The organism is Rhodobacter aestuarii (assembly GCF_900156655.1).
Classification (GTDB): Bacteria; Pseudomonadota; Alphaproteobacteria; order Rhodobacterales; family Rhodobacteraceae; genus Rhodobacter; species Rhodobacter aestuarii.
Genome location: NZ_FTOG01000004.1, coordinates 26,884 through 45,817, shown reverse-complemented (window position 1 = coordinate 45,817; position 18,934 = coordinate 26,884). Strand labels below are relative to the sequence as shown.

Sequence of the window (18,934 nt, the reverse complement as noted above, 5' to 3'; positions counted from 1 at the left end):
CTAGATGATCTGCCGCTCGCGCAGCGCCGTCATCACCACCTTGCCATAATCGGCGGTGGCGTGGTTGGGGTCATCTTTCACGAAGCGCGAGGGGAAACCGGGCTCATCGGCGAAGAGTTCCACCATCGGGTCAAACACCGTCAGACCGCCTTTGCGCATCAAACGGATCAGAATTTCGCGGGCTTTATGGCCGTTGATATCAATGCCAATGGGCGGTGGCGGTACCACAAGCACATCGGCTTCGCGCGCCATGCGTTTGAGCACGCGGATATGTTGCGTGCGGTGATGCTGCACATAGGCGGTCAGAAACGCTTCGGAGGCCACAAGACCCTCTTCCGGCATCGGCTCGACTTCGCTCACCACATGGTGCCCGGTCCAGCGCAGCCCGCGCACCAACATACCCAAGTGAAAACCAATGGTGGTAATCACCGGCACGCCGAGCGTGAGGATATTGGTCACGCCTTGACGTTCGCGAATGCCGTCGATGGAGCGGCGACCCATCGGGGTGTTTTTCGGCACAATCCCATCGGCGTTGAAACCGAACTTTCCATCATGCCACCCCGCGCCGCCGCAGCGGAACACCTCGGTTGCAATGCCAAGCTCTTTCGCCCCGTCTTCCAGCGCGATGGTGTGGCTGTCGCCGACCAGCAAAACCTCAGGCTTCATTGAACCGCTCCAAGATCATTTCTTCGCAAACCAGCTCTTCTTCTGCGGCCTTTTTATCGGCCGCTTCACGGGCGGCACTATCGGATGTGGTGCGGCCATGCGCGGGGAGCGTGAGGTTTAGCCCTTTGAAGAAATGCCCCATCACAAGGTCCACGCCTTGAGCGGCGATGCCGCGCATATTGGGCTCAAAGAAGGTGCCGCGTGTGGGTGGGCTGGCGATAATTTCATAAGAGGGGAAGTAATCCACCGCCGCATGTGCGCGCGCCACATCGCCCGCCACCGCACGCAAAACGGATTTGGAATATTGCGTGGCCACAAGCACATGGTCGCCCGAAGCGGTGGCGACGAGCGGCACCGGCGAAACGGTCAGCAGCACCTTCAGATCGGGGTTCATTTCCCACATCAGTTCCAGCGCCAACTCCAAATCACGCAGGATCTCGGGATAGGTGTAGTTCTTGAACACATGCACCTCGGGATCAAAGGTGCCAACGCCAGTGCCGGGGCAAATGGAATAGCTTTGCCCCGTGCGAGAATTGATCCATCCTTCCGTGAGCCCGAGCGTGAACACGAACACATCCGCCTCGGTGATGCAGCGCTTGAAGGCACGCGCGGTGGACAGAACCGAGGCGCGGGCCTCGATCTCGCTCACAAAGCCTTCGGGTTCGATTTTGGGGCGCAAAAGGTCATGCACATGGCCCTTTTCATCGGTCCAAAGCTCCACCGCCTCGGGGCCAATATGGCCCGCTGCGAGCCGCGCCCAAATCAGCAGCTGCGCGGCGGTGTAAATATTGCCGGTGCGCGCCGAAAAGACCCCGTAATTGAAGCTGCGCGCAATCTCAGGCGGGGTGCGACCGGGGGCCGGTTCGGCATTCAGCCAGTTCATTTTGCGCGTCATCAGCGCGCGGCTGATGTGTTGCGCAAAGCATGAACCAAAAGTGGCAAAGATCGCATCGGCGGGCAGATCCCAGGCCGAGGTCCACAGATCAGAAAAGCCAAACAGCCCCGGTTCGGCTACGGCACTGCGCCAAAAGCCACGGGGGGCAATATGCTTGTAGGGATTGTCGCCGCTTGTCATCTTCTGCCCGAATTGCTGCGTTTCAATAGCGAAAGCATCGCAGGCAGCCGAACGGCTGGCAACAGGCAAAAGCTTGGAAGTTTTAGAGTTTAGCGCGCGATATGCGGGCGGAAGGTGTCAAACACCTGCTCATAGACCGCGCGTTTAAAAGGCACGATCTTTTCAATCAGCTCTGCCGGTTCCATCCATTGCCAGACCGAAAACTCGGGGTGTTCGGTGGCAATGTTGACATCGCTGTCTTGGCCCAGAAAGCGGAACAGGAACCACTTCTGTTTTTGGCCGCGATATTTGCCGCCCCAGATTTGGCCGATCAGTTCCTCGGGCAGATCATAGGTGACCCAATCCTCGGTCTTGGCGATCTTTTCCACCAAATCGGCGCGCACGCCGGTTTCTTCGGACAACTCGCGCAGCGCGGCTTCTTTCGGCTTTTCACCTGCATCAATGCCCCCTTGTGGCATTTGCCACGCATGGCCCGGGTTATCGATGCGCTGACCCGCGAAAATCAGCCCGTCGGCATTCATCAAAACAATGCCGACATTCTTGCGATAGGGCAGGGCGGAAAGATCTTTGCGCGACATGAGCGGAGCCTTTGCGGAAAAAGGGGGCCTTGCGGCCCCCGATGGTGCTTATTGCTGCGGGGCTTCCGCTTCAATCGGGGTCAGCGTAGCGCCCGCCACAGACAAACCTTTGATGATGTCGATCGCATAGGCCATCTGGAAGTCTTCAAGGCGCAGTTTTGCGGCCTCTTCGGCTTGCAGACGCTCTTCTTCGGCCTGTTTCTTCTCATCCTCGGTCATCGAGTCATTCGACAAAACGCCGCGCAGATCGGCTTCCGAACGCATTTGACGTTCGGTCCCGGCCTCATCTTCGGCAGCGGGGGTTGCGGGCGGTTGCGGCACGACGATATCGGGTGCAATGCCAAGCGCTTGGATCGAGCGGCCCGAAGGCGTGTAATAGCGCGAGGTGGTGAGCCGCATCGCGCCTTCGCTTGCCACCGGGATCACCGTTTGCACAGAGCCTTTGCCGAAGCTTTTCGTGCCCACGACGATGGCGCGGTGATGGTCTTGCAAAGCGCCCGTCACAATTTCCGAGGCCGAGGCAGAGCCACCATTGATCAGCACGACAATCGGTTTGCCATCGGCCAGATCGCCCGGCGTGGCGTTGAACCGCTCGCTGTCTTCGGGGTTGCGGCCACGGGTCGAGACGATCTCGCCTTTATCCAAGAACGCATCCGAGACCGCGATGGCCTGCGTGAGCAGCCCACCGGGGTTGTTGCGCAGATCCAAGATCACGCCATTGAGCTTGTCGATCCCGCCCGCTTCTTCAGCCACTTTGGCAAGGCTGTCTTCAAGGTTCGGGAAGGTTTGGTCGTTGAAGGTGGTGATCCGCAAGATCGCGGTATTCGCCTCAAGCCGGCCTTTCACCGCCGTCAGTTTGATCGTGTCGCGGGTCATCGTCACGTCGAAGGGCTCGTTCTTGCCTTCGCGCACCACAGAAATGGTGATTTCGCTGCCAACCGGGCCCCGCATTTTGTCGACCGCTTGATCAAGCGTCAGCCCCATCAGGCTTTCGCCATCCACTTGGGTGATGAAATCGCCAGATTCGATGCCCGCAGCGGCGGCCGGGGTGCCATCAATCGGCGAAACCACTTTGACCACGCCGTTCTCTTGCGTGACCTCAATGCCAAGGCCACCGAAGGAGCCACGGGTTTGCACTTTCATATCGGCGTAATCATCGGCCGACATGTAGCTGGAATGCGGGTCCAGCGACGAAAGCATGCCGTTGATCGCCGCTTCGATCAGTTTTTTCTCATCGACCTGCTCAACGTAATCGGTGCGAATGCGCTCGAACACATCGCCAAAAAGATCAAGCTGTTGGTAGACCGAGGCGGGTTTTTGCACCTCTTGGGCCAGAAGCGGCGCAACCTGTGCCGAGAACAAGGTTCCCGCGATTGTGCCGCCCAGCGCGGCCATAACGAACTTTTTCATTCTCAACCCTTGTTCTGGCTTGTTTGGGCGAACCACGATGCGGGATCGATCGGCTCCTTGCCCTCTCTCAACTCGATATAAAGCGTTTCCGTGCGGCCCGCACCACTCCCCATCCGCGCATTTCGCACGAAATCCTCGCCAAACTCTTGTGCGCCGGGCTCTAGCCCACCCATCAACCCAATGGGCGCACCTGCCGCCAGCACATCGCCGGTTTCACCATAGACCGCGCCAAGCCCGGCCAGAACCAACAAATACCCCTCCGCAGGCTCAAGGATCATCACATTTGCGTAGTCCAAAAGCGGGCCGCGATAGCGGATTGTGGCGGGCCAAGGCGTTGTGACAAGCGCGGCAGGCGCGGTGGCCACCACCAGACCGGGGCGGCGAATACCCGCGGCGTCGGCTTCATTGAAAGCGCGCAGCACCCGGCCCAAAACCGGCATGGGCAAGCGGCCTTTGGCACCCTCGAAATCTTCCATCGGAGGGCCGATGTCGCTGTCGAGATCCACGATCCCGGAAGCAAAGCCCTCTAGCGTATCGACGCTTTCGACCAATTGGCGCAGTTCTTCGGGTTCTTCCAAATAGCGCTGGGGCAGGCCCTTGCGCTCCGATATCGCTTTTGACAGCGCCGTGCGCGCAGCCTGTACCGAGCCAAGCCCAGTTTCCAGCACTTGCGCTGCATTGCTTTGCACGGCGCGCAAACTGTCAATTTCTGCTAGATCGGCGCGCAACAGATCGGCCTCGGCATTTAAGGCCGGGGTCACAGAGCCCAAAATCATGCCAGAGCGGGCCGAGCCAAGCGGCCCAGAGGGGTGCAACAGCAACAGCGGCCCCTCGGATTGGCTCATCGTGCTCATGACCCCCAAGAGGCGGCCAATATCTTCGCGCTTGGCTTCAAACTGCGCGCGAATTTCGCCTTCGCGAATGGCTGCGCGGCGCAGCCCGTCGCGCAGCGCGCCAAGCCCGGTTTCATAAGCGGTGATCGTTTGTGTGAGCGCAGCGACCCGATCAGCCCGCGATTGCGCCGCATCAAGGGCCGCGATCGCGGCGCGCAGATCATCAGCGGCCTGTTGCGCGACATCCGCAGCAGGGCTGGCCATTGCCACCCCCGCCGAAAGACAAAGCGCAACAACCGCCGCCCGGATCATGCCGTGATCAGGCTTTCGCCGGTCATTTCTTCCGGCACGGGCAATTGCATCAGTTGCAACAGCGTCGGCGCCAGATCAGCGAGCCGCCCTTCGCGCAGCTTCACGCCCTCAGGTCCACCCACCAGCGCCACCGGCACAAGGTTGGTGGTATGCGCGGTATGCGGCCCGCCCGTTTCCGGGTCGATCATGGTTTCGCAGTTGCCGTGATCTGCGGTCACGATCATCGCCCCGCCGGCCTTTTCCAAAGCTTCCAACACTCGGCCAATATCGCGGTCAATCTCTTCGCAAGCCGCAATCGCAGCGGGAAGCGAGCCGGTATGGCCAACCATATCGGGGTTGGCATAGTTCACGATGATCAGGTCATAGCCCTTCTCAATCGCCGCCACGAATTGATCGGTCACCTCGGGCGCGCTCATTTCGGGCTGCAAATCATAGGTCGCCACTTTGGGCGATTTCGGCATGAACCGATCTTCCCCCGGCCAAGGCGCTTCTTTGCCGCCATTGAGGAAGAAGGTCACATGCGGATATTTCTCGGTTTCCGCCAAGTGGAACTGCGTAAGCCCTTGTTTGGAAACCCATTCGCCCAAAGTATTGACGATGTCGCGCTTGGGGTAGGCGGTGGTCATATAGGCGTTGTGATCGACCGAATATTCCACCATGCCCAAAAGCGCAGACCATTGCGGGCGGGTGGAGACATCCATTTCTTCAAAGCCCGGCTCGGCCAAAGCGCGCAAAATTTCGCGGGCGCGGTCGGCGCGGAAGTTCAGGCAGAAGAAACCATCGCCATCTTGGGCGCCTTGGTAATTGCCGATCACCGTGGGTTTGATGAACTCGTCCATTTCCTTTTTGGCGTAGCTTTGCGCCACGGCCTCGGCCGGGGTGGGGGCCGAGAACCCTTCGCCACGCACCATCGCGCCATAGGCAAGGCCCACGCGTTCCCAACGGTTGTCGCGGTCCATCGCCCAGTAGCGGCCAATCACCGTGCCAATCGTGCAGCCCTCGGGCAGGCGGGCGACAAGCTCATCGACAAAGCGTGCGGCGGAATCGGGGGCCACGTCGCGACCATCGGTGATGGCGTGCAGCACCACCGGAACCCCGGCTTCGGCCACCATTTTGCACGCGGCCAGCACGTGTTCGATATGGCCATGCACGCCGCCATCGGAGACCACACCCATCAGATGCGCGCGCCCGTCTGCCGCTTTCACTTTGGCGATAAAATCAAGGATCGCGGTGTTTTGGAAAAAGCTGCCATCTTCGATCGCAAGGTCGATCTGGCCCAGATCCATCGCCACCACGCGGCCCGCGCCAATGTTCGTGTGCCCCACTTCCGAATTGCCCATCTGCCCGGTCGGCAGGCCCACGTCAGGCCCAAAGGTGATCAGCGTCGATTTCGGGCAGGTGGAAAAAACCCGGTCGAGGTTGGGCGTATGCGCTTGCGCGGGGGCATTCCCCTCGGTTTCAGCACGTTCGCCCCAGCCATCAAGAATGCACAGAACAACGGGTTTCGGACGGGTCATAGGCGCCTCCAGAGCATTTGTTCCCCGTTTACGCCGCCAACCCGTTCTCGGCAACCATTGGGTTTACGGAGGGAAAGCGCCGGTCGTTTTCTGTGCCAAGTGGCGCGTTCAAACCCTGTGATAGGGCGTTCCGGCCAGAATTTGTCCGGCGCGGTAAAGCTGTTCAGAGAGCATCACCCGCACCATCATATGCGGCCAGACCATGCGCCCGAAAGAAAGCGACCAATCCGCCTTGGTGCGCAGGCTTGGCGCAATGCCATCAGCCCCACCAATCACAAAGGCCAGATCGCGGGCATTGTCGCGCCAGCCGCCCAGTTTTGCCGCAAATTCGGGGGAGGACACCACATCGCCGCGTTCATCCAGCGTGATCAGCACCGCACCTGCGGGCAGGGCGCGCTCCAGCAGTGCGGCCTCCGCCTCCATGCCCAAATTGCGCTTATCTTCGACCTCAACGACCGAAGCCGGGCCAAGCCCTTGGGCTCGCCCGGCTTTGCCGAACCGATCAAGATAGTCGGAAATCAGCGCAAGTTCGGGCCCTTTGCGCAGCTTACCCACTGCGCAGATCGTGACCTTCATAAGCGCGCGTCAGACTTGGCTGCCCGCAGGCATCCACATCTTTTCAAGCTGGTAGAATTCGCGCACCTCGGGGCGGAACACATGGACGATCACATCGGCTGCATCAATCAGCACCCAATCGCCTTGATCCTTGCCCTCGATCTTGCAGGTGCGACCGAAATCTTCCTTCAGCCGTTCCACCAGCTTCTCGGCGATGGCGCCCACTTGCCGCGACGACCGGCCCGAGCAGATCACCATGTGATCGGCAATCGAGGAACGGCCGCGCAGATCAATCTGCACGATATCCTCGGCCTTATCATCATCGAGGGATTCGAGAACGCGCGCCAGAACCTGGTCGCTCGTGGGTTCGGCAGCCGCCGCAGCATTCGCGGTCATGGCTGCCACCGATGCGCCCGAAGTGCCAGACGCGACAGAGAGTTGAGACAGGACATTGTCCTCCGAAGGCTCACGCGCCGCAAAAGCCCCGGCGCCGGGCTAAACAAAGAGTAGCATCCGATGTGTTAAATCTCAACTGATGGCAAGAGGTATTGGCGCCGCAGCTTTTGTTATGGTTGCGAAAGCGCTGTTTCATCGCGTGACATTTCCTTGCGGGACTCAGGGCGATGCCCTATATCGCGCGGCATGATCCGCATTTTCGACATGGATGATCGCGCCCGCCTTCGTGAGCGCTTCTACGGCGAAAGCCGCTCTGTCCTTGCCCGACTGTGAAGTTGGCGCGGGGCTGATGCCCTATGTCTGACCGGCTTCATGCCGACCGATCTTCTAGCTATCGAAAGAGAGAGCCATGTCCGCTCCGAAGACCCTGTATGACAAGATCTGGGATGCCCACGTCGTTTCTGAAGACGCCGATGGCACCTGCCTGCTCTATATCGACCGCCATCTCGTGCATGAGGTGACCTCCCCGCAAGCCTTTGAAGGGCTGCGGATGGCGGGGCGCCAAGTGCGCTGCCCGGAAAAAACCATTGCCGTGCCGGATCACAACGTGCCCACCACCGAGGGCCGTGAAACCCATATCGACAACGAAGAAAGCCGGATCCAAGTCGAGGCGCTGGATAAAAACGCCCGTGACTTTGGCATCAACTATTATCCGGTGACCGATATCCGCCAAGGGATCGTGCACATTGTGGGCCCCGAGCAAGGCTGGACCCTGCCGGGCATGACCGTTGTGTGCGGCGACAGCCACACCGCGACGCATGGCGCTTTTGGCGCGCTGGCGCATGGCATCGGCACCTCGGAAGTGGAGCACGTTCTGGCGACGCAAACGCTGATCCAGAAAAAATCCAAAAACATGAAGGTGGAAATCACCGGCCAATTGAAGCCGGGCGTGACCGCCAAAGACATCACCCTTGCGGTGATTGGCAAAACCGGCACCGGCGGCGGCACCGGCCATGTGATCGAATATTGCGGAGAAGCGATCCGCGCGCTGTCGATGGAAGGCCGCATGACCGTTTGCAACATGGCGATTGAAGGCGGCGCCCGCGCAGGCTTGATTGCGCCGGATGAAACCACCTTTGCCTATGTGATGGGCCGTCCCCATGCGCCGAAGGGCGCGCAATGGGAAGCCGCGCTGACTTGGTGGAAAACGCTCTTCACCGATGAAGGCGCGCATTTCGATAAGGTCATCACGATCCGTGGCGAAGATATTGAGCCGGTCGTGACCTGGGGCACCTCGCCCGAAGACGTGCTGCCGATTTCGGCAGTGGTTCCCGCGCCGGAAGATTTCACCGGGGGTAAAGTCGAAGCCGCGAAACGCGCGCTTGATTACATGGGCCTGACGCCCGGCCAAAAACTGACCGATATTGCCATCGACACCGTTTTCATTGGCTCGTGCACGAATGGCCGGATCGAAGACCTGCGCGCTGCGGCGGAGATCGTGAAGGGCAAAAAGGTCAAAGAGGGTATGCGGGCGATGGTCGTGCCGGGCTCTGGCCTTGTGCGCGCGCAGGCCGAAGAAGAGGGGCTCGCGCAGATCTTCCTCGATGCGGGCTTTGAATGGCGTTTGGCCGGTTGCTCGATGTGCCTCGCCATGAACCCCGATCAGCTGGGCGAATATGAGCGTTGCGCCTCCACCTCGAACCGCAACTTCGAGGGCCGCCAAGGCTACAAGGGCCGCACCCATCTGGTGAGCCCGGCGATGGCGGCAGCGGCGGCCTTGACCGGCCACCTCACCGATGTCCGTGAGATGATGTAAGGAGCGACAGACATGGAAAAGTTCACCAAGGTCACCGGCATCGCCGCGCCCATGCCGCTCGTCAACATCGACACCGACATGATCATCCCGAAAGGGTTTTTGAAAACGATCAAGCGCACGGGTCTGGGCGTTCATGCCTTTGACGAGATGCGCTATGACCGCCAAGGCAACGAAATCCCGGATTTCGTGCTCAACAAGCCGCAATATCGCAAAACCGAAATTCTGGTTGCGGGCGATAACTTCGGCTGTGGCTCTTCGCGCGAGCATGCCCCTTGGGCGCTGGCCGATTTCGGCATAAAGGTGATCATCTCGACCTCGTTTGCGGACATCTTCTTCAACAACTCGTTCAAAAACGGGATGCTGCCGATTGTGTTGCCGCAAGAGCAGGTTGATCTGCTGATGTCGGATGCCGAAAAAGGCGAAAACGCCCGTATGACGGTGGATCTGGAAGCGCAGGAAATCACCACTTCGGATGGTCAGGTGATCAAATTCGAAGTGGATGCGTTCAAAAAGCACTGCCTGCTCAATGGGCTCGACGATATCGGCCTGACGCTGGAAAAAGCGACGGCAATCGACACGTTTGAAGGCCAAGCCGCGCAAAGCCGCCCTTGGGTCTAACACCCTTTAGTGGGTGCCAACCCATTGAAACACAACATGAAGGGCCGCCCATTGGGCGGCCTTATTTTTGTACCTTTATTGATGCATTCCCGCACCAGTTGGACCCACAAATCGCCCGAAAGGTATCCAAACTCTATCCCAAAGGTTGCAATGCAGAACGCATTTGGGCAGAATCATGGCAGAAACAAGGCAGTTCGCCGCAATAGGCGAAAACACATGGCACAGGTTCGGCAAAGTATCGGATCTGGCAGAGGCAAAGGGCAAAACCGTGGTCGGACGCTATTTTGGCGCGCTGATAAGGGCGATTTTGATCGTCGTTGTCATCGCACTGCCATCCATGATTCTCCCCGCAGTCAGCGCCGATACCGGGCAGATCGTGACCCTGATCGCGTTCTTCGCCGCCGCGCTGACCTTCTTTGAATATGCGTCTGTCTATCCGGGGCTGGTCGAGTTTCGTGACGCCCCGCCCTTTAACCGCATTCGCTATGTGTCGCTATTTGCGACTGTGGGGCTTTTGTCTGTCGTGGTCTTGGCGCGCAGCGAGGCTTCAACCTTTGCGAGCTTTGTTGATGTTCTGGGTGCAGCGATGGCCCGTTCCATCGACTTGCCTTACAGCCCGGTGCGGCTCTTGGTGCTGATGCTGCCCGCCAATGCAAGCGCCGATCAGGTGGAACTGGTGCGCACGGCAGGGGGGCTTGCCTATATGACCTCACTCGTCACCCTGGGCTATTTCGTTGTGGTGATCCGCGCGCTGGGCTGGCCGATGCGGGGTCATGGGTTCAACGTTTGGGTGAACCTGCCCACCTTTGACCCGACAACCGGCGGCGATGTGGTGGAGCGTTTGCGCCGCGATGCTTGGTTCAACATTGCTTTGGGCTTCCTTTTGCCGTTCCTTATTCCTGCGGTGATCAAGGCAATCTCGACCGGATTTGCGCCGGTCACGCTGGAATCGCCGCATACGATGATCTGGACGGTGACGGCATGGGCTTTCCTTCCTGCCAGCCTGTTCATGCGCGGCATCGCGATGGGCCGGGTGGCCAGCATGATCGAGGAAAAACGGCGCACCTCGGATGCGTCTGGTCTGCAGCCGGCCTGATTTCTCTCCTTTGCGGGACCTCTGCCGGTGCCGACGGGCTGCGGCTGGCGATCTATTCCGCCAACTTTTCGGCCAAAGGGCCGGGGTTGGTATTGCAGCAGTTGGAACCTGGCCAAGATCCGCAGATTGAGGCGGCGTTTGCGGTCATTTCCGAAGCGGCCGCTGATATCTTGCTGCTCACAAATCTGGATTGGGATTACCACGGTGAAACGCTTGGCGCGTTGCAAGCGCGGTTGGCGGGGCAGGGGCTCGACTATCCCTTTGCCTTCGCACCGCAGCCCAACACTGGGCTAGACACCGGTTTTGACCTTGATGGCAATGGTCGCTTTGGCGAGGCCCGTGATGCGCAGGGCTATGGCTGGTTTACCGGCCAGCATGGCATGGCGCTGCTGTCGCGTTTTCCGATTGAAGCAGAGGCCACGCAGGATTTTTCGTCCCTGCTCTGGCGCGATGTGCCGCAAAACCAAATATCCGGCGCGGCTCTGCCCGAGGGGGCGGAGGATGTGCTGCGGCTTTCCTCTACCGCGCATTGGGATGTGCCGGTACAGACGCCGGAGGGCGTGCTGCATCTGTGGGCCTATGCCGCCACGCCCCCGGTTTTTGATGGGCCGGAAGATCGCAATGGCCGCCGTAATGCCGATGAAAACCGTTTTTGGTTGCACTATCTCAACGGCACTTTGCCGCAAAAGCCTGCCCCCGAGCCCTTCGTTTTGCTGGGGCTTGCCAATCTGGACCCAAACCGGGGCGAGGGGAAGCGCGACGCGATCCTTGACCTGCTTATAGACCCGCGTTTGCAAGACCCCGCGCCTAAGGGGCCGGGCGCGCCCGCATCAAACCCCACCGCTACGGCAGATTTTGGCGAAAGCATTGGCCCCTTGCGGGTCGATTACATTTTGCCCGCTGCCGATCTGACGGTTCTGGACGCCGGGTTGATCTGGCCCGCACCCGCACAAAAGGGCGTGAAACGGGCGCTTCTCTGGGTCGATCTGGCGCGGCGTTAAGGGCCGCGCTTGACCGCGCGTCGCCCAAAGGCTAGGCCGCTTGCAACCCTTTATCCGTTGGAGAAGATCATGGCCAATCCTTCCATTCTCATCCTCGCCGGTGACGGCATCGGCCCCGAAGTCATGGCCGAGGTGAAGAAAATCATCACGTGGTATGGCGACAAGCGCGACCTCGCTTTTGATGTGAGCGAAGACCTTGTCGGCGGTGCGGCTTATGACGTGCACGGTGTGCCGCTGGCCGATGAAACCATGGCCAAAGCGCAAGAAGTGGACGCCGTGCTCTTGGGTGCCGTGGGTGGGCCGAAATACGATGTGCTCGACTTTTCGGTGAAACCCGAGCGTGGCCTGCTGCGTCTGCGGAAAGAAATGGATCTGTTCGCCAATCTGCGCCCGGCGCAATGCTTTGACGCGCTGGCTGATTTCTCGTCTTTGAAAAAAGACGTGGTCGCGGGTCTCGACATCATGATCGTGCGCGAACTGACCTCGGGTGTTTACTTCGGCCAACCGCGCGGCATCACCACGCTGGAAGATGGCTCGCGCGTGGGGATCAACACCCAGCACTACACCACCGAAGAAATCCGCCGCGTGGCGCGTTCGGCTTTTGAACTGGCCAAACGTCGCGGCAATAAAGTCTGCTCGATGGAAAAAGCCAACGTCATGGAATCGGGCATTCTGTGGCGCGAAGAAGTGCAATGGGTGCATGACAACGAATATCCGGAAGTCGAGCTGAGCCACATGTTCGCCGACAACGGCGCGATGCAGCTTGTGCGTTGGCCCAAACAGTTCGACGTGATCCTGACCGACAACCTGTTCGGCGATATTCTGTCTGACTGTGCCGCGATGTTGACCGGCTCGCTCGGTATGCTGCCCTCGGCCAGCCTTGGCGCGCCGATGGAAAATGGCCGCCCGAAAGCGATGTACGAACCGGTGCACGGTTCGGCCCCCGATATTGCGGGCCAAGGCAAAGCCAACCCGATCGCCTGTATCCTCAGCTTCGCGATGGCGCTGCGCTTCAGCTTTGACCAAGGCGAAGAAGCGACCCGCCTTGAAAAAGCGATCGAGAAAGTGCTGGCCGATGGTGTGCGCACGGCCGATCTGATGGGCCCCGAAGGCGGCACCCCGGTTTCCACCGCGCAGATGGGCGACAAAATCATCGAAGCGCTGGAAGCCAGCCTCTAAGCAAGGCGCGGAAATTTCAAACAAAACGCATCGGCGCGGGGCGAAAGCCTCGCGCCTTTTGCTTTCGCGCTTGCCGGGGGGACGCATTGCCGCATATGGGGAAAAAGGAGGTGCGCATGACCGACGCAAGCAAAAACAATGCGAAAGGGGCCCTGCTGGGGCTCGCCTCTATGGCGGTTTACGCCACCCATGATGCGGTGGCGAAGCTACTGGGCGGGCATTACGCTGCCGTGCAGATCATCTTCTTTTCTGCATTGCTCAGTTTCCCCGTGCTCACTGTGATTTTGCTGCGCGACAAGCGCGAGGCGAGCCTGCGCCCGGTGCGCCCCGGTTGGGTTTTGGCCCGTGCGGCGGCGACCGTCGCTACCGGGGTTTGCGCCTTTTACGCCTTTTCGCATCTGCCGCTTGCGCAGGTCTATCCGATCCTTTTTGCGATGCCGCTGTTGATCACCATCTTCGCGATCCCGATCTTGGGCGAGAAAGTGGGCCTGCATCGCTGGGCTGCCGTGATCGTGGGGCTGATTGGCGTCTTGATCGTGGTGCGCCCCGGTCAGGCAGAGCTTGGTATGGGGCACCTTGCGGCACTTGCAGCAGCGATTTGTGGCGCCACGGCTTCCGTCATCGTGCGCAAGATCGGCAAAGAGGAACGCTCGGTCGTGCTGCTCCTTTCGCCGCTTTTGGGGAACTTCGTCGCGATGGGCTTGGCCCTGCCCTTTGTTTGGGTGCCGCTCGAGATTTCCGCGCTGGGCCTGATGGGGGTGATTGCGCTGTTTGGTCTTACGGGGGCGTTTTTGTCGATTCTCGCCTATCGCACCGGTGAGGCGGCGATCGTCGCGCCGATGCAATATTCGCAGATCGTTTGGGCGGTGTTGTTTGGCTGGGTGTTCTTTAACGAAGGGGTGGATGCGGTCACGCTTTTGGGCGCCTCGGTGGTGATTGCCTCGGGCCTTTACATCGTTTGGCGCGAAAGCACCGCGCATACCTCGCAATTTACCCCGGTTTTGCGCACGCGTGGGCGGACAGAATTTGTCACTGCACCCCGCGCCTCGATCTTGCAACGCGCGCTTAATCCCAGCGCGCGGGGTGGGCGCTGAAACGTCGCGGCATAAAAGGTCACGAATCCCCCTTGCAAATACCTGCGGGGTTCGGTAACTCGCCCCTCACGGTCGGAGCGTAGCGCAGCCTGGTAGCGCACCTGCTTCGGGAGCAGGGGGTCGGAGGTTCGAATCCTCTCGCTCCGACCATTTCCCGAAAATCCAAACTTTCGGTGACAAGCCTTTCAAGGGCTTGCGCATGCGCGGTCGCCGAGAACCGCCGATGCACAGCATTGGCGTGATGCGCCACAATTTCGCCACGCTTCGTTCCTCCTTTGACCCGGTGACGTTCGCAATTTGCCCCCGTGTGTAAGGGGGATGATCATGCAGATCGTGTTTTCGGATCGGTTTACGGCGGGGCTTGCGCTGTTGGACACAGACATCAGGCAGCTTGATGTGGTCACCACGGCCAGCGGCAGCTTTCTTTACACCGCCACGGGCGTGAATGGCGGGCTTGCTTGCTATGATCTTTCTACCGCTACGCCCGTGTTGCTGGACACGGCCTATTTTTCTTCTGCGATGCGCTCGATGGGGATGGTGGGGCTCGACTGGCTGACCACCAGCACGAACGCGCGGCTGATCTTCGGCATTACGCAGGCGGGCGATATGCTGACGGCGAATGTTGCCGCGCCCGGAGATTTGGGCAGCTTGGCGACGATCTATCTGGATGATGCCTATTCGCCATGGCTGCAAAGCGGGCTGGTCTCCACCCTTCTCTCCAACGGGATGCAGATGGTCTATGTCGCCGATGCGATCAGTGGCGCGCTAGAGGGCTATACCGTGTCCGACCGTGCGCGGGTGGCGCATGTGTCGAGCACCCCCGGCGATGCGCTGCCAACACTCGGCCCAGTGCTGCTGGAAACCGTGAACGCTCATGGCACGGATTATCTGTTGCGGGCTGATAATGCGACGGATGGGGTCGACCTCTACCGGATTGAGGCGAATGGCAGCCTGACCCGCACCGGGCAATTGGGCGCGGAAAACGGGCTCGGGGTGAACACACCCACAGTGATGGAAACTGTGCAGGCGTGGGGCGAGACCTTCGTGATTTTGGGCTCGTCGGGCAGCAGTTCGCTGTCCGTGATGCGGATCGCAGCGGATGGCAGCCTCCAGCCCACCGATCATCTGTTGGATACGCTTGAGACCCGCTTTGGCACGATTTCCGCGCTGGAAGTGGTGACGCTGGGCGACCGGGTCTTTGTGGTGGCCGCAGGGGCCGATGGAGGGCTGACACTCTTCACGCTCTTGCCACAAGGCCAGCTGCTTTACCTGCAAACGCTGGAGCATCAATTTGGCTTTGGGTTGGAAAACATCACTGCGCTTGAAAGCAGTGTTGATGGCACAACGCTCAGCCTTTTCGCGGCCTCTGGCACGGAGGCGGGGCTCAGCCGCCTGACGCTCGACCTTGCAACCCTTGGCGTGACCGAAAGCGGGGCCAGCACGGGCGCGGTGATACGCACCGGCGATGCGCTGGATGATTTTCTGATCTCCAACAGCATTGGCGCCGATACGCTGCTTGGCAATGCGGGCGATGACATTCTGGTGTCGGGGCCGGGTGCGACGCAGATGTTTGGCGGTACAGGCAATGATCTGTTCGTCATCCGCCCCGGCGTGGCGCGGCACTATGTGATGGATTGGGAGGCCGGGGATCGGTTGGATCTGAGCGCTTTGCCGATGCTGCGCAGCACCGCGCAATTGGAGGCAACCTCCACCAGCCGCGGGGTGTTGCTGCGTTTCCAGGGATACGAGATTGAGATCGTCGCCCGAGACGGCCAGCCGATGGGGCTATCGGACATTTTCTCCGGGCTCAGCCTTGGCGGCGCGGATCGGGTGATGGTTCTTGGCACAGGAGAGGGCCAATGGCTGCTGGGCGGGGTCGGGCCGGACACACTGCGCGGCGGCACTGGCGATGACACGCTATCGGGAGAGGGGGGTGATGACCGACTTGAGGCTGGCGCGGGGGATGATGTGCTGGATGGCGGGTCGGGCAACGACGCGCTTTTTGGTGCGGCGGGGAATGACACGCTTTTGGGCGCAGATGGCCATGATTTCTTGGCGGGCGAAGCCGGAAATGATGATCTCTTCGCGGGCGCGGGGAATGATTTGGTGCTTGGCGGCACAGAGAACGACACGATCCGGGGCGATGCGGGCAATGACACGCTTTTTGGCGAAGATGGGGATGATCGTCTCGAAGCGGGTGCCGATGACGACTATCTCGATGGTGGCCTTGGGAACGATGCGCTTTTCGCCTCTGCGGGAAATGACACGCTGATAGGTGGTGCAGGCCATGATTTCCTCGCCGGTGAGGCCGGGGCCGACGATATTTTTGGCGGTGAAGGCAATGATCTGGTGCTCGGCGGCACGGAGAACGACACGATCCGGGGCGATGCGGGCAATGACACGCTTTGGGGTGAAGATGGGGATGATCGTCTCGAAGCGGGTGCTGATGATGACTATCTCGACGGTGGTCTTGGGAACGATGCGCTTTTCGCCTCCGGGGGCAATGACACGCTGATAGGTGGTGCAGGCCATGATTTCCTCGCCGGTGAAGCTGGGGCCGATGACATCTTTGCCGGTGAAGGCAATGATCTGGTGCTCGGCGGCACGGAAAATGACACGATCCGGGGCGAGTCTGGCAATGACACGCTTTGGGGCGAAGACGGGGATGATCGTCTCGAAGCGGGTGCTGATGATGATTATCTCGACGGTGGCCTTGGGAACGATGCGCTTTTCGCCGCAACCGGGAACGACACACTTTTTGGTGGCGCGGGCCATGATTTCCTTGCCGGTGAATCGGGTAATGATGTTCTGGAGGGCGGTGCAGGCAATGACTTGTTGCTCGGCGGGGGCGAGAATGACACGCTTTCCGGCGGGCTTGGCGATGATACGCTTTGGGGTGAAGCGGGGGCGGATGTCTTTGTCTTTGCCTCGGGCGATGGCGCCGATGTTATCGGGGATTTCTCTGCGGCTTCTGGCGACCGGATCAACCTCACAGGGCTAACGAGCGTGGCCGATTTTGCCACGCTGATAAGTTCCGCAAGTACGCTATCCGGGGCGACGCTCTTGGACTTTGGCGTTGATGGGAGCCTAACCCTGATTGGCCTTGGCCCCGCTGAACTTCAGGCGGATTGGTTCGTCTTTGCATGAAGCAAAGAGCATTATGCGATGAAATCCGGCGTGAGCCGATGGCAAGATTTCCTTAACCATGCCGCGTTATGCCTTGAAAAACAGGCCCTTCACGGCATAGGATTTCGCCAATAGGTTGTGATGTATCCCCCTCTTTCCCGATCCGCACAGGGTCACGGGCATCTTGCCCTTGGCCCAAAAGTCACCCTTGGCCGTTTTGACGGGCAGGACCCATGATTGAGACCCTCAAAAGACGAGCACAGGTGATTGCCGCGCTGATGCTGCGGGATATGCGCACGCGGTTTGGTAGCAGCCATCTTGGCTATATTATTCAGATCTTGTGGCCGCTCACGCATTTGGTGGCGATCACCTTGATTTTCTCTTTTTTGCGGCGCACCACGCCGATATTTGGAGCAGAAAATTCCGTTTATATTGCCACAGGGGTCTTGCCATATATCTTGATGATCTATCCGTCGCGCATGACGAGCTATGCGATCGACACGGGCCGACAAACACTGGTCTTCCCGATCGTCAAGCCGCTAGATATCATTCTGGCGCGCGCCTTCGTTGAAATTCTGACGGCCTTCGTTGTTGTTATTCTCTACATTCAATGGAGCCTGCTTTACGGTATCGAAGTGCTTCCCGAAAACTATGAACTGGCTGCTGAGGCAATTTTGGCGACGGTCTATTTGTCGACAGCGCTTGGTATTTTTGGAAACGTGTTTCTGGCTTTGTCAAATTTCTGGGGAACGCTTTTGGCGATCATGATGATTTTCGCCTATCTCCTTTCGGGCATTTTCTTTCCGATGGCTAGCCTAAAGCCAGAAACACAAGCTATTTTGTGGTGGAACCCAGTCGCGCATTGCGTCGAATGGCTTCGCGCCTCCTATTACATCGGTTATGGCCAAGAATTTGTGTCGAAATCCTATGTATTTTGGACTGCGACAGTGCTTTTATTCCTAGGGCTTTTAGGCGAAAAATTCCTGCGTGGAAAGTTGATTGCCGGATGATCGACCTAGAGCATGTGACAAAATTCTACAAAAACCGGGGGCGGCGTAAGCTGATCCTTGATGATGTCAGCTTCTCGATGCTCTCGGGTACCAGCTACGGCATTATTGGCATCAACGGCGCGGGCAAATCGACGACGATGCGGCTTTTGTCGGGGTCAGAATTGCCCAATTCCGGCAAGATTCGGCGCAATGTGCGCGTGTCTTGGCCGCTTGGTTTTGCGGGCGGGCTTCATCCGCGCCTTTCAGGGCGAGAAAACACCCATTTCATTGCAAGGCTTTACGGTGAAGATATTCGTAAAGTCGCTGATTTCGTCGAAGATTTTTCCGAACTCGGATCGGACTTCGATCTGCCGACGGGGCTTTATTCCTCGGGGATGATGCAACGCTTGGCGTTTGGCCTTTCTATGGCGATCGAATTTGAATGCTATCTGATCGACGAGGTCATGGTAGTGGGTGATGCGCGTTTTCAAGAAAGATGCGCGTCTGAATTTCAAAAACGAAAAAACACGTCTGATGTCGTGATTATTTCCCATTCGATGGAGATGATCCGGGAGTATTGCAACAAATGTCTGGTTTTGGCGCATGGGGTTTTGCACGAGTTTTCCGATGTGTCGGATGCGATCGAACTTTACAAAAAGCTGAACCAGTAGGG

Annotated in this window: 17 protein-coding genes and 1 tRNA gene; 10 read left to right on the top strand and 8 right to left on the bottom strand. The window is 59.2% G+C overall.

Annotated elements, in window-relative coordinates; translation table 11 throughout:
• The 8 genes from BW967_RS06780 to rsfS form a co-directional block, all read right to left on the bottom strand.
• Entirely contained in the window at positions 1 to 666 is a 666-nt protein-coding gene (locus tag BW967_RS06780; RefSeq protein WP_076484311.1) for a hypothetical protein, read from the bottom strand.
• Positions 656 to 1,741 carry a GSCFA domain-containing protein gene (locus BW967_RS06775; RefSeq protein ID WP_076484310.1) on the bottom strand — a complete coding sequence of 362 codons (1,086 nt, stop codon included), beginning with the start codon at positions 1,739 to 1,741 and terminating at the stop codon, positions 656 to 658. The genes BW967_RS06780 and BW967_RS06775 overlap by 11 nt, the downstream gene beginning before the upstream one ends.
• An 89-nt stretch (positions 1,742 to 1,830) precedes the next feature.
• The gene (locus BW967_RS06770) at positions 1,831 to 2,319 is read right to left on the bottom strand and encodes an RNA pyrophosphohydrolase (RefSeq protein WP_076484309.1); all 489 of its coding nucleotides are present in this window, start codon (positions 2,317 to 2,319) and stop codon (positions 1,831 to 1,833) included.
• 48 nt (positions 2,320 to 2,367) lie between these two features.
• Entirely contained in the window at positions 2,368 to 3,729 is a 1,362-nt protein-coding gene (locus tag BW967_RS06765) for a S41 family peptidase (RefSeq protein ID WP_076484308.1), read from the bottom strand.
• A gap of 2 nt (positions 3,730 to 3,731) precedes the next feature.
• Entirely contained in the window at positions 3,732 to 4,874 is a 1,143-nt protein-coding gene (locus BW967_RS06760; protein ID WP_076484307.1) for a murein hydrolase activator EnvC family protein, read from the bottom strand.
• Entirely contained in the window at positions 4,871 to 6,391 is a 1,521-nt protein-coding gene (gene gpmI, locus BW967_RS06755; protein ID WP_076484306.1) for a 2,3-bisphosphoglycerate-independent phosphoglycerate mutase, read from the bottom strand. The genes BW967_RS06760 and gpmI overlap by 4 nt, the downstream gene beginning before the upstream one ends.
• A gap of 108 nt (positions 6,392 to 6,499) precedes the next feature.
• A complete protein-coding gene (rlmH, locus tag BW967_RS06750; RefSeq protein ID WP_076484305.1) occupies positions 6,500 to 6,967 on the bottom strand; it encodes a 23S rRNA (pseudouridine(1915)-N(3))-methyltransferase RlmH in 468 nt (155 codons plus the stop codon).
• Between the two features lie 9 nt (positions 6,968 to 6,976).
• Positions 6,977 to 7,342, bottom strand: coding sequence for a ribosome silencing factor (gene rsfS / locus BW967_RS06745; protein ID WP_076484304.1), 366 nt, complete (start codon positions 7,340 to 7,342; stop codon positions 6,977 to 6,979).
• Between the two features lie 409 nt (positions 7,343 to 7,751).
• Here rsfS and leuC point away from each other — a divergent pair, with 409 nt between their 5' ends.
• The 10 genes from leuC (at position 7,752) to BW967_RS06695 (ending at position 18,932) form a co-directional block, all read left to right on the top strand.
• A complete protein-coding gene (leuC, locus tag BW967_RS06740) occupies positions 7,752 to 9,158 on the top strand; it encodes a 3-isopropylmalate dehydratase large subunit (protein ID WP_076484303.1) in 1,407 nt (468 codons plus the stop codon).
• 12 nt (positions 9,159 to 9,170) lie between these two features.
• Positions 9,171 to 9,776, top strand: coding sequence for a 3-isopropylmalate dehydratase small subunit (leuD, locus tag BW967_RS06735; RefSeq protein WP_076484302.1), 606 nt, complete (start codon positions 9,171 to 9,173; stop codon positions 9,774 to 9,776).
• Between the two features lie 268 nt (positions 9,777 to 10,044).
• The gene (locus BW967_RS06730) at positions 10,045 to 10,872 is read left to right on the top strand and encodes a hypothetical protein (RefSeq protein WP_076484523.1); all 828 of its coding nucleotides are present in this window, start codon (positions 10,045 to 10,047) and stop codon (positions 10,870 to 10,872) included.
• A gap of 92 nt (positions 10,873 to 10,964) precedes the next feature.
• Complete coding sequence (locus tag BW967_RS06725; protein ID WP_245826467.1) at positions 10,965 to 11,873, top strand: endonuclease/exonuclease/phosphatase family protein; 909 nt, start codon at positions 10,965 to 10,967, stop codon at positions 11,871 to 11,873.
• A 69-nt stretch (positions 11,874 to 11,942) separates the two neighbouring features.
• Positions 11,943 to 13,052 carry a 3-isopropylmalate dehydrogenase gene (gene leuB / locus BW967_RS06720; protein WP_076484301.1) on the top strand — a complete coding sequence of 370 codons (1,110 nt, stop codon included), beginning with the start codon at positions 11,943 to 11,945 and terminating at the stop codon, positions 13,050 to 13,052.
• Positions 13,053 to 13,168: 116 nt separating this feature from the next.
• A complete protein-coding gene (locus BW967_RS06715) occupies positions 13,169 to 14,146 on the top strand; it encodes a DMT family transporter (protein ID WP_076484522.1) in 978 nt (325 codons plus the stop codon).
• 73 nt (positions 14,147 to 14,219) lie between these two features.
• Positions 14,220 to 14,296, top strand: a tRNA-Pro gene (locus BW967_RS06710).
• Positions 14,297 to 14,470: 174 nt separating this feature from the next.
• On the top strand, positions 14,471 to 17,293 hold the full coding sequence (locus BW967_RS06705; protein WP_175610425.1) for a calcium-binding protein: 2,823 nt from the start codon (positions 14,471 to 14,473) through the stop codon (positions 17,291 to 17,293).
• Positions 17,294 to 17,505: 212 nt separating this feature from the next.
• Entirely contained in the window at positions 17,506 to 18,282 is a 777-nt protein-coding gene (locus tag BW967_RS06700) for an ABC transporter permease (protein ID WP_076484299.1), read from the top strand.
• Positions 18,279 to 18,932 carry an ABC transporter ATP-binding protein gene (locus tag BW967_RS06695; RefSeq protein WP_076484298.1) on the top strand — a complete coding sequence of 218 codons (654 nt, stop codon included), beginning with the start codon at positions 18,279 to 18,281 and terminating at the stop codon, positions 18,930 to 18,932. The genes BW967_RS06700 and BW967_RS06695 overlap by 4 nt, the downstream gene beginning before the upstream one ends.
• Positions 18,933 to 18,934 lie beyond the last annotated feature (2 nt).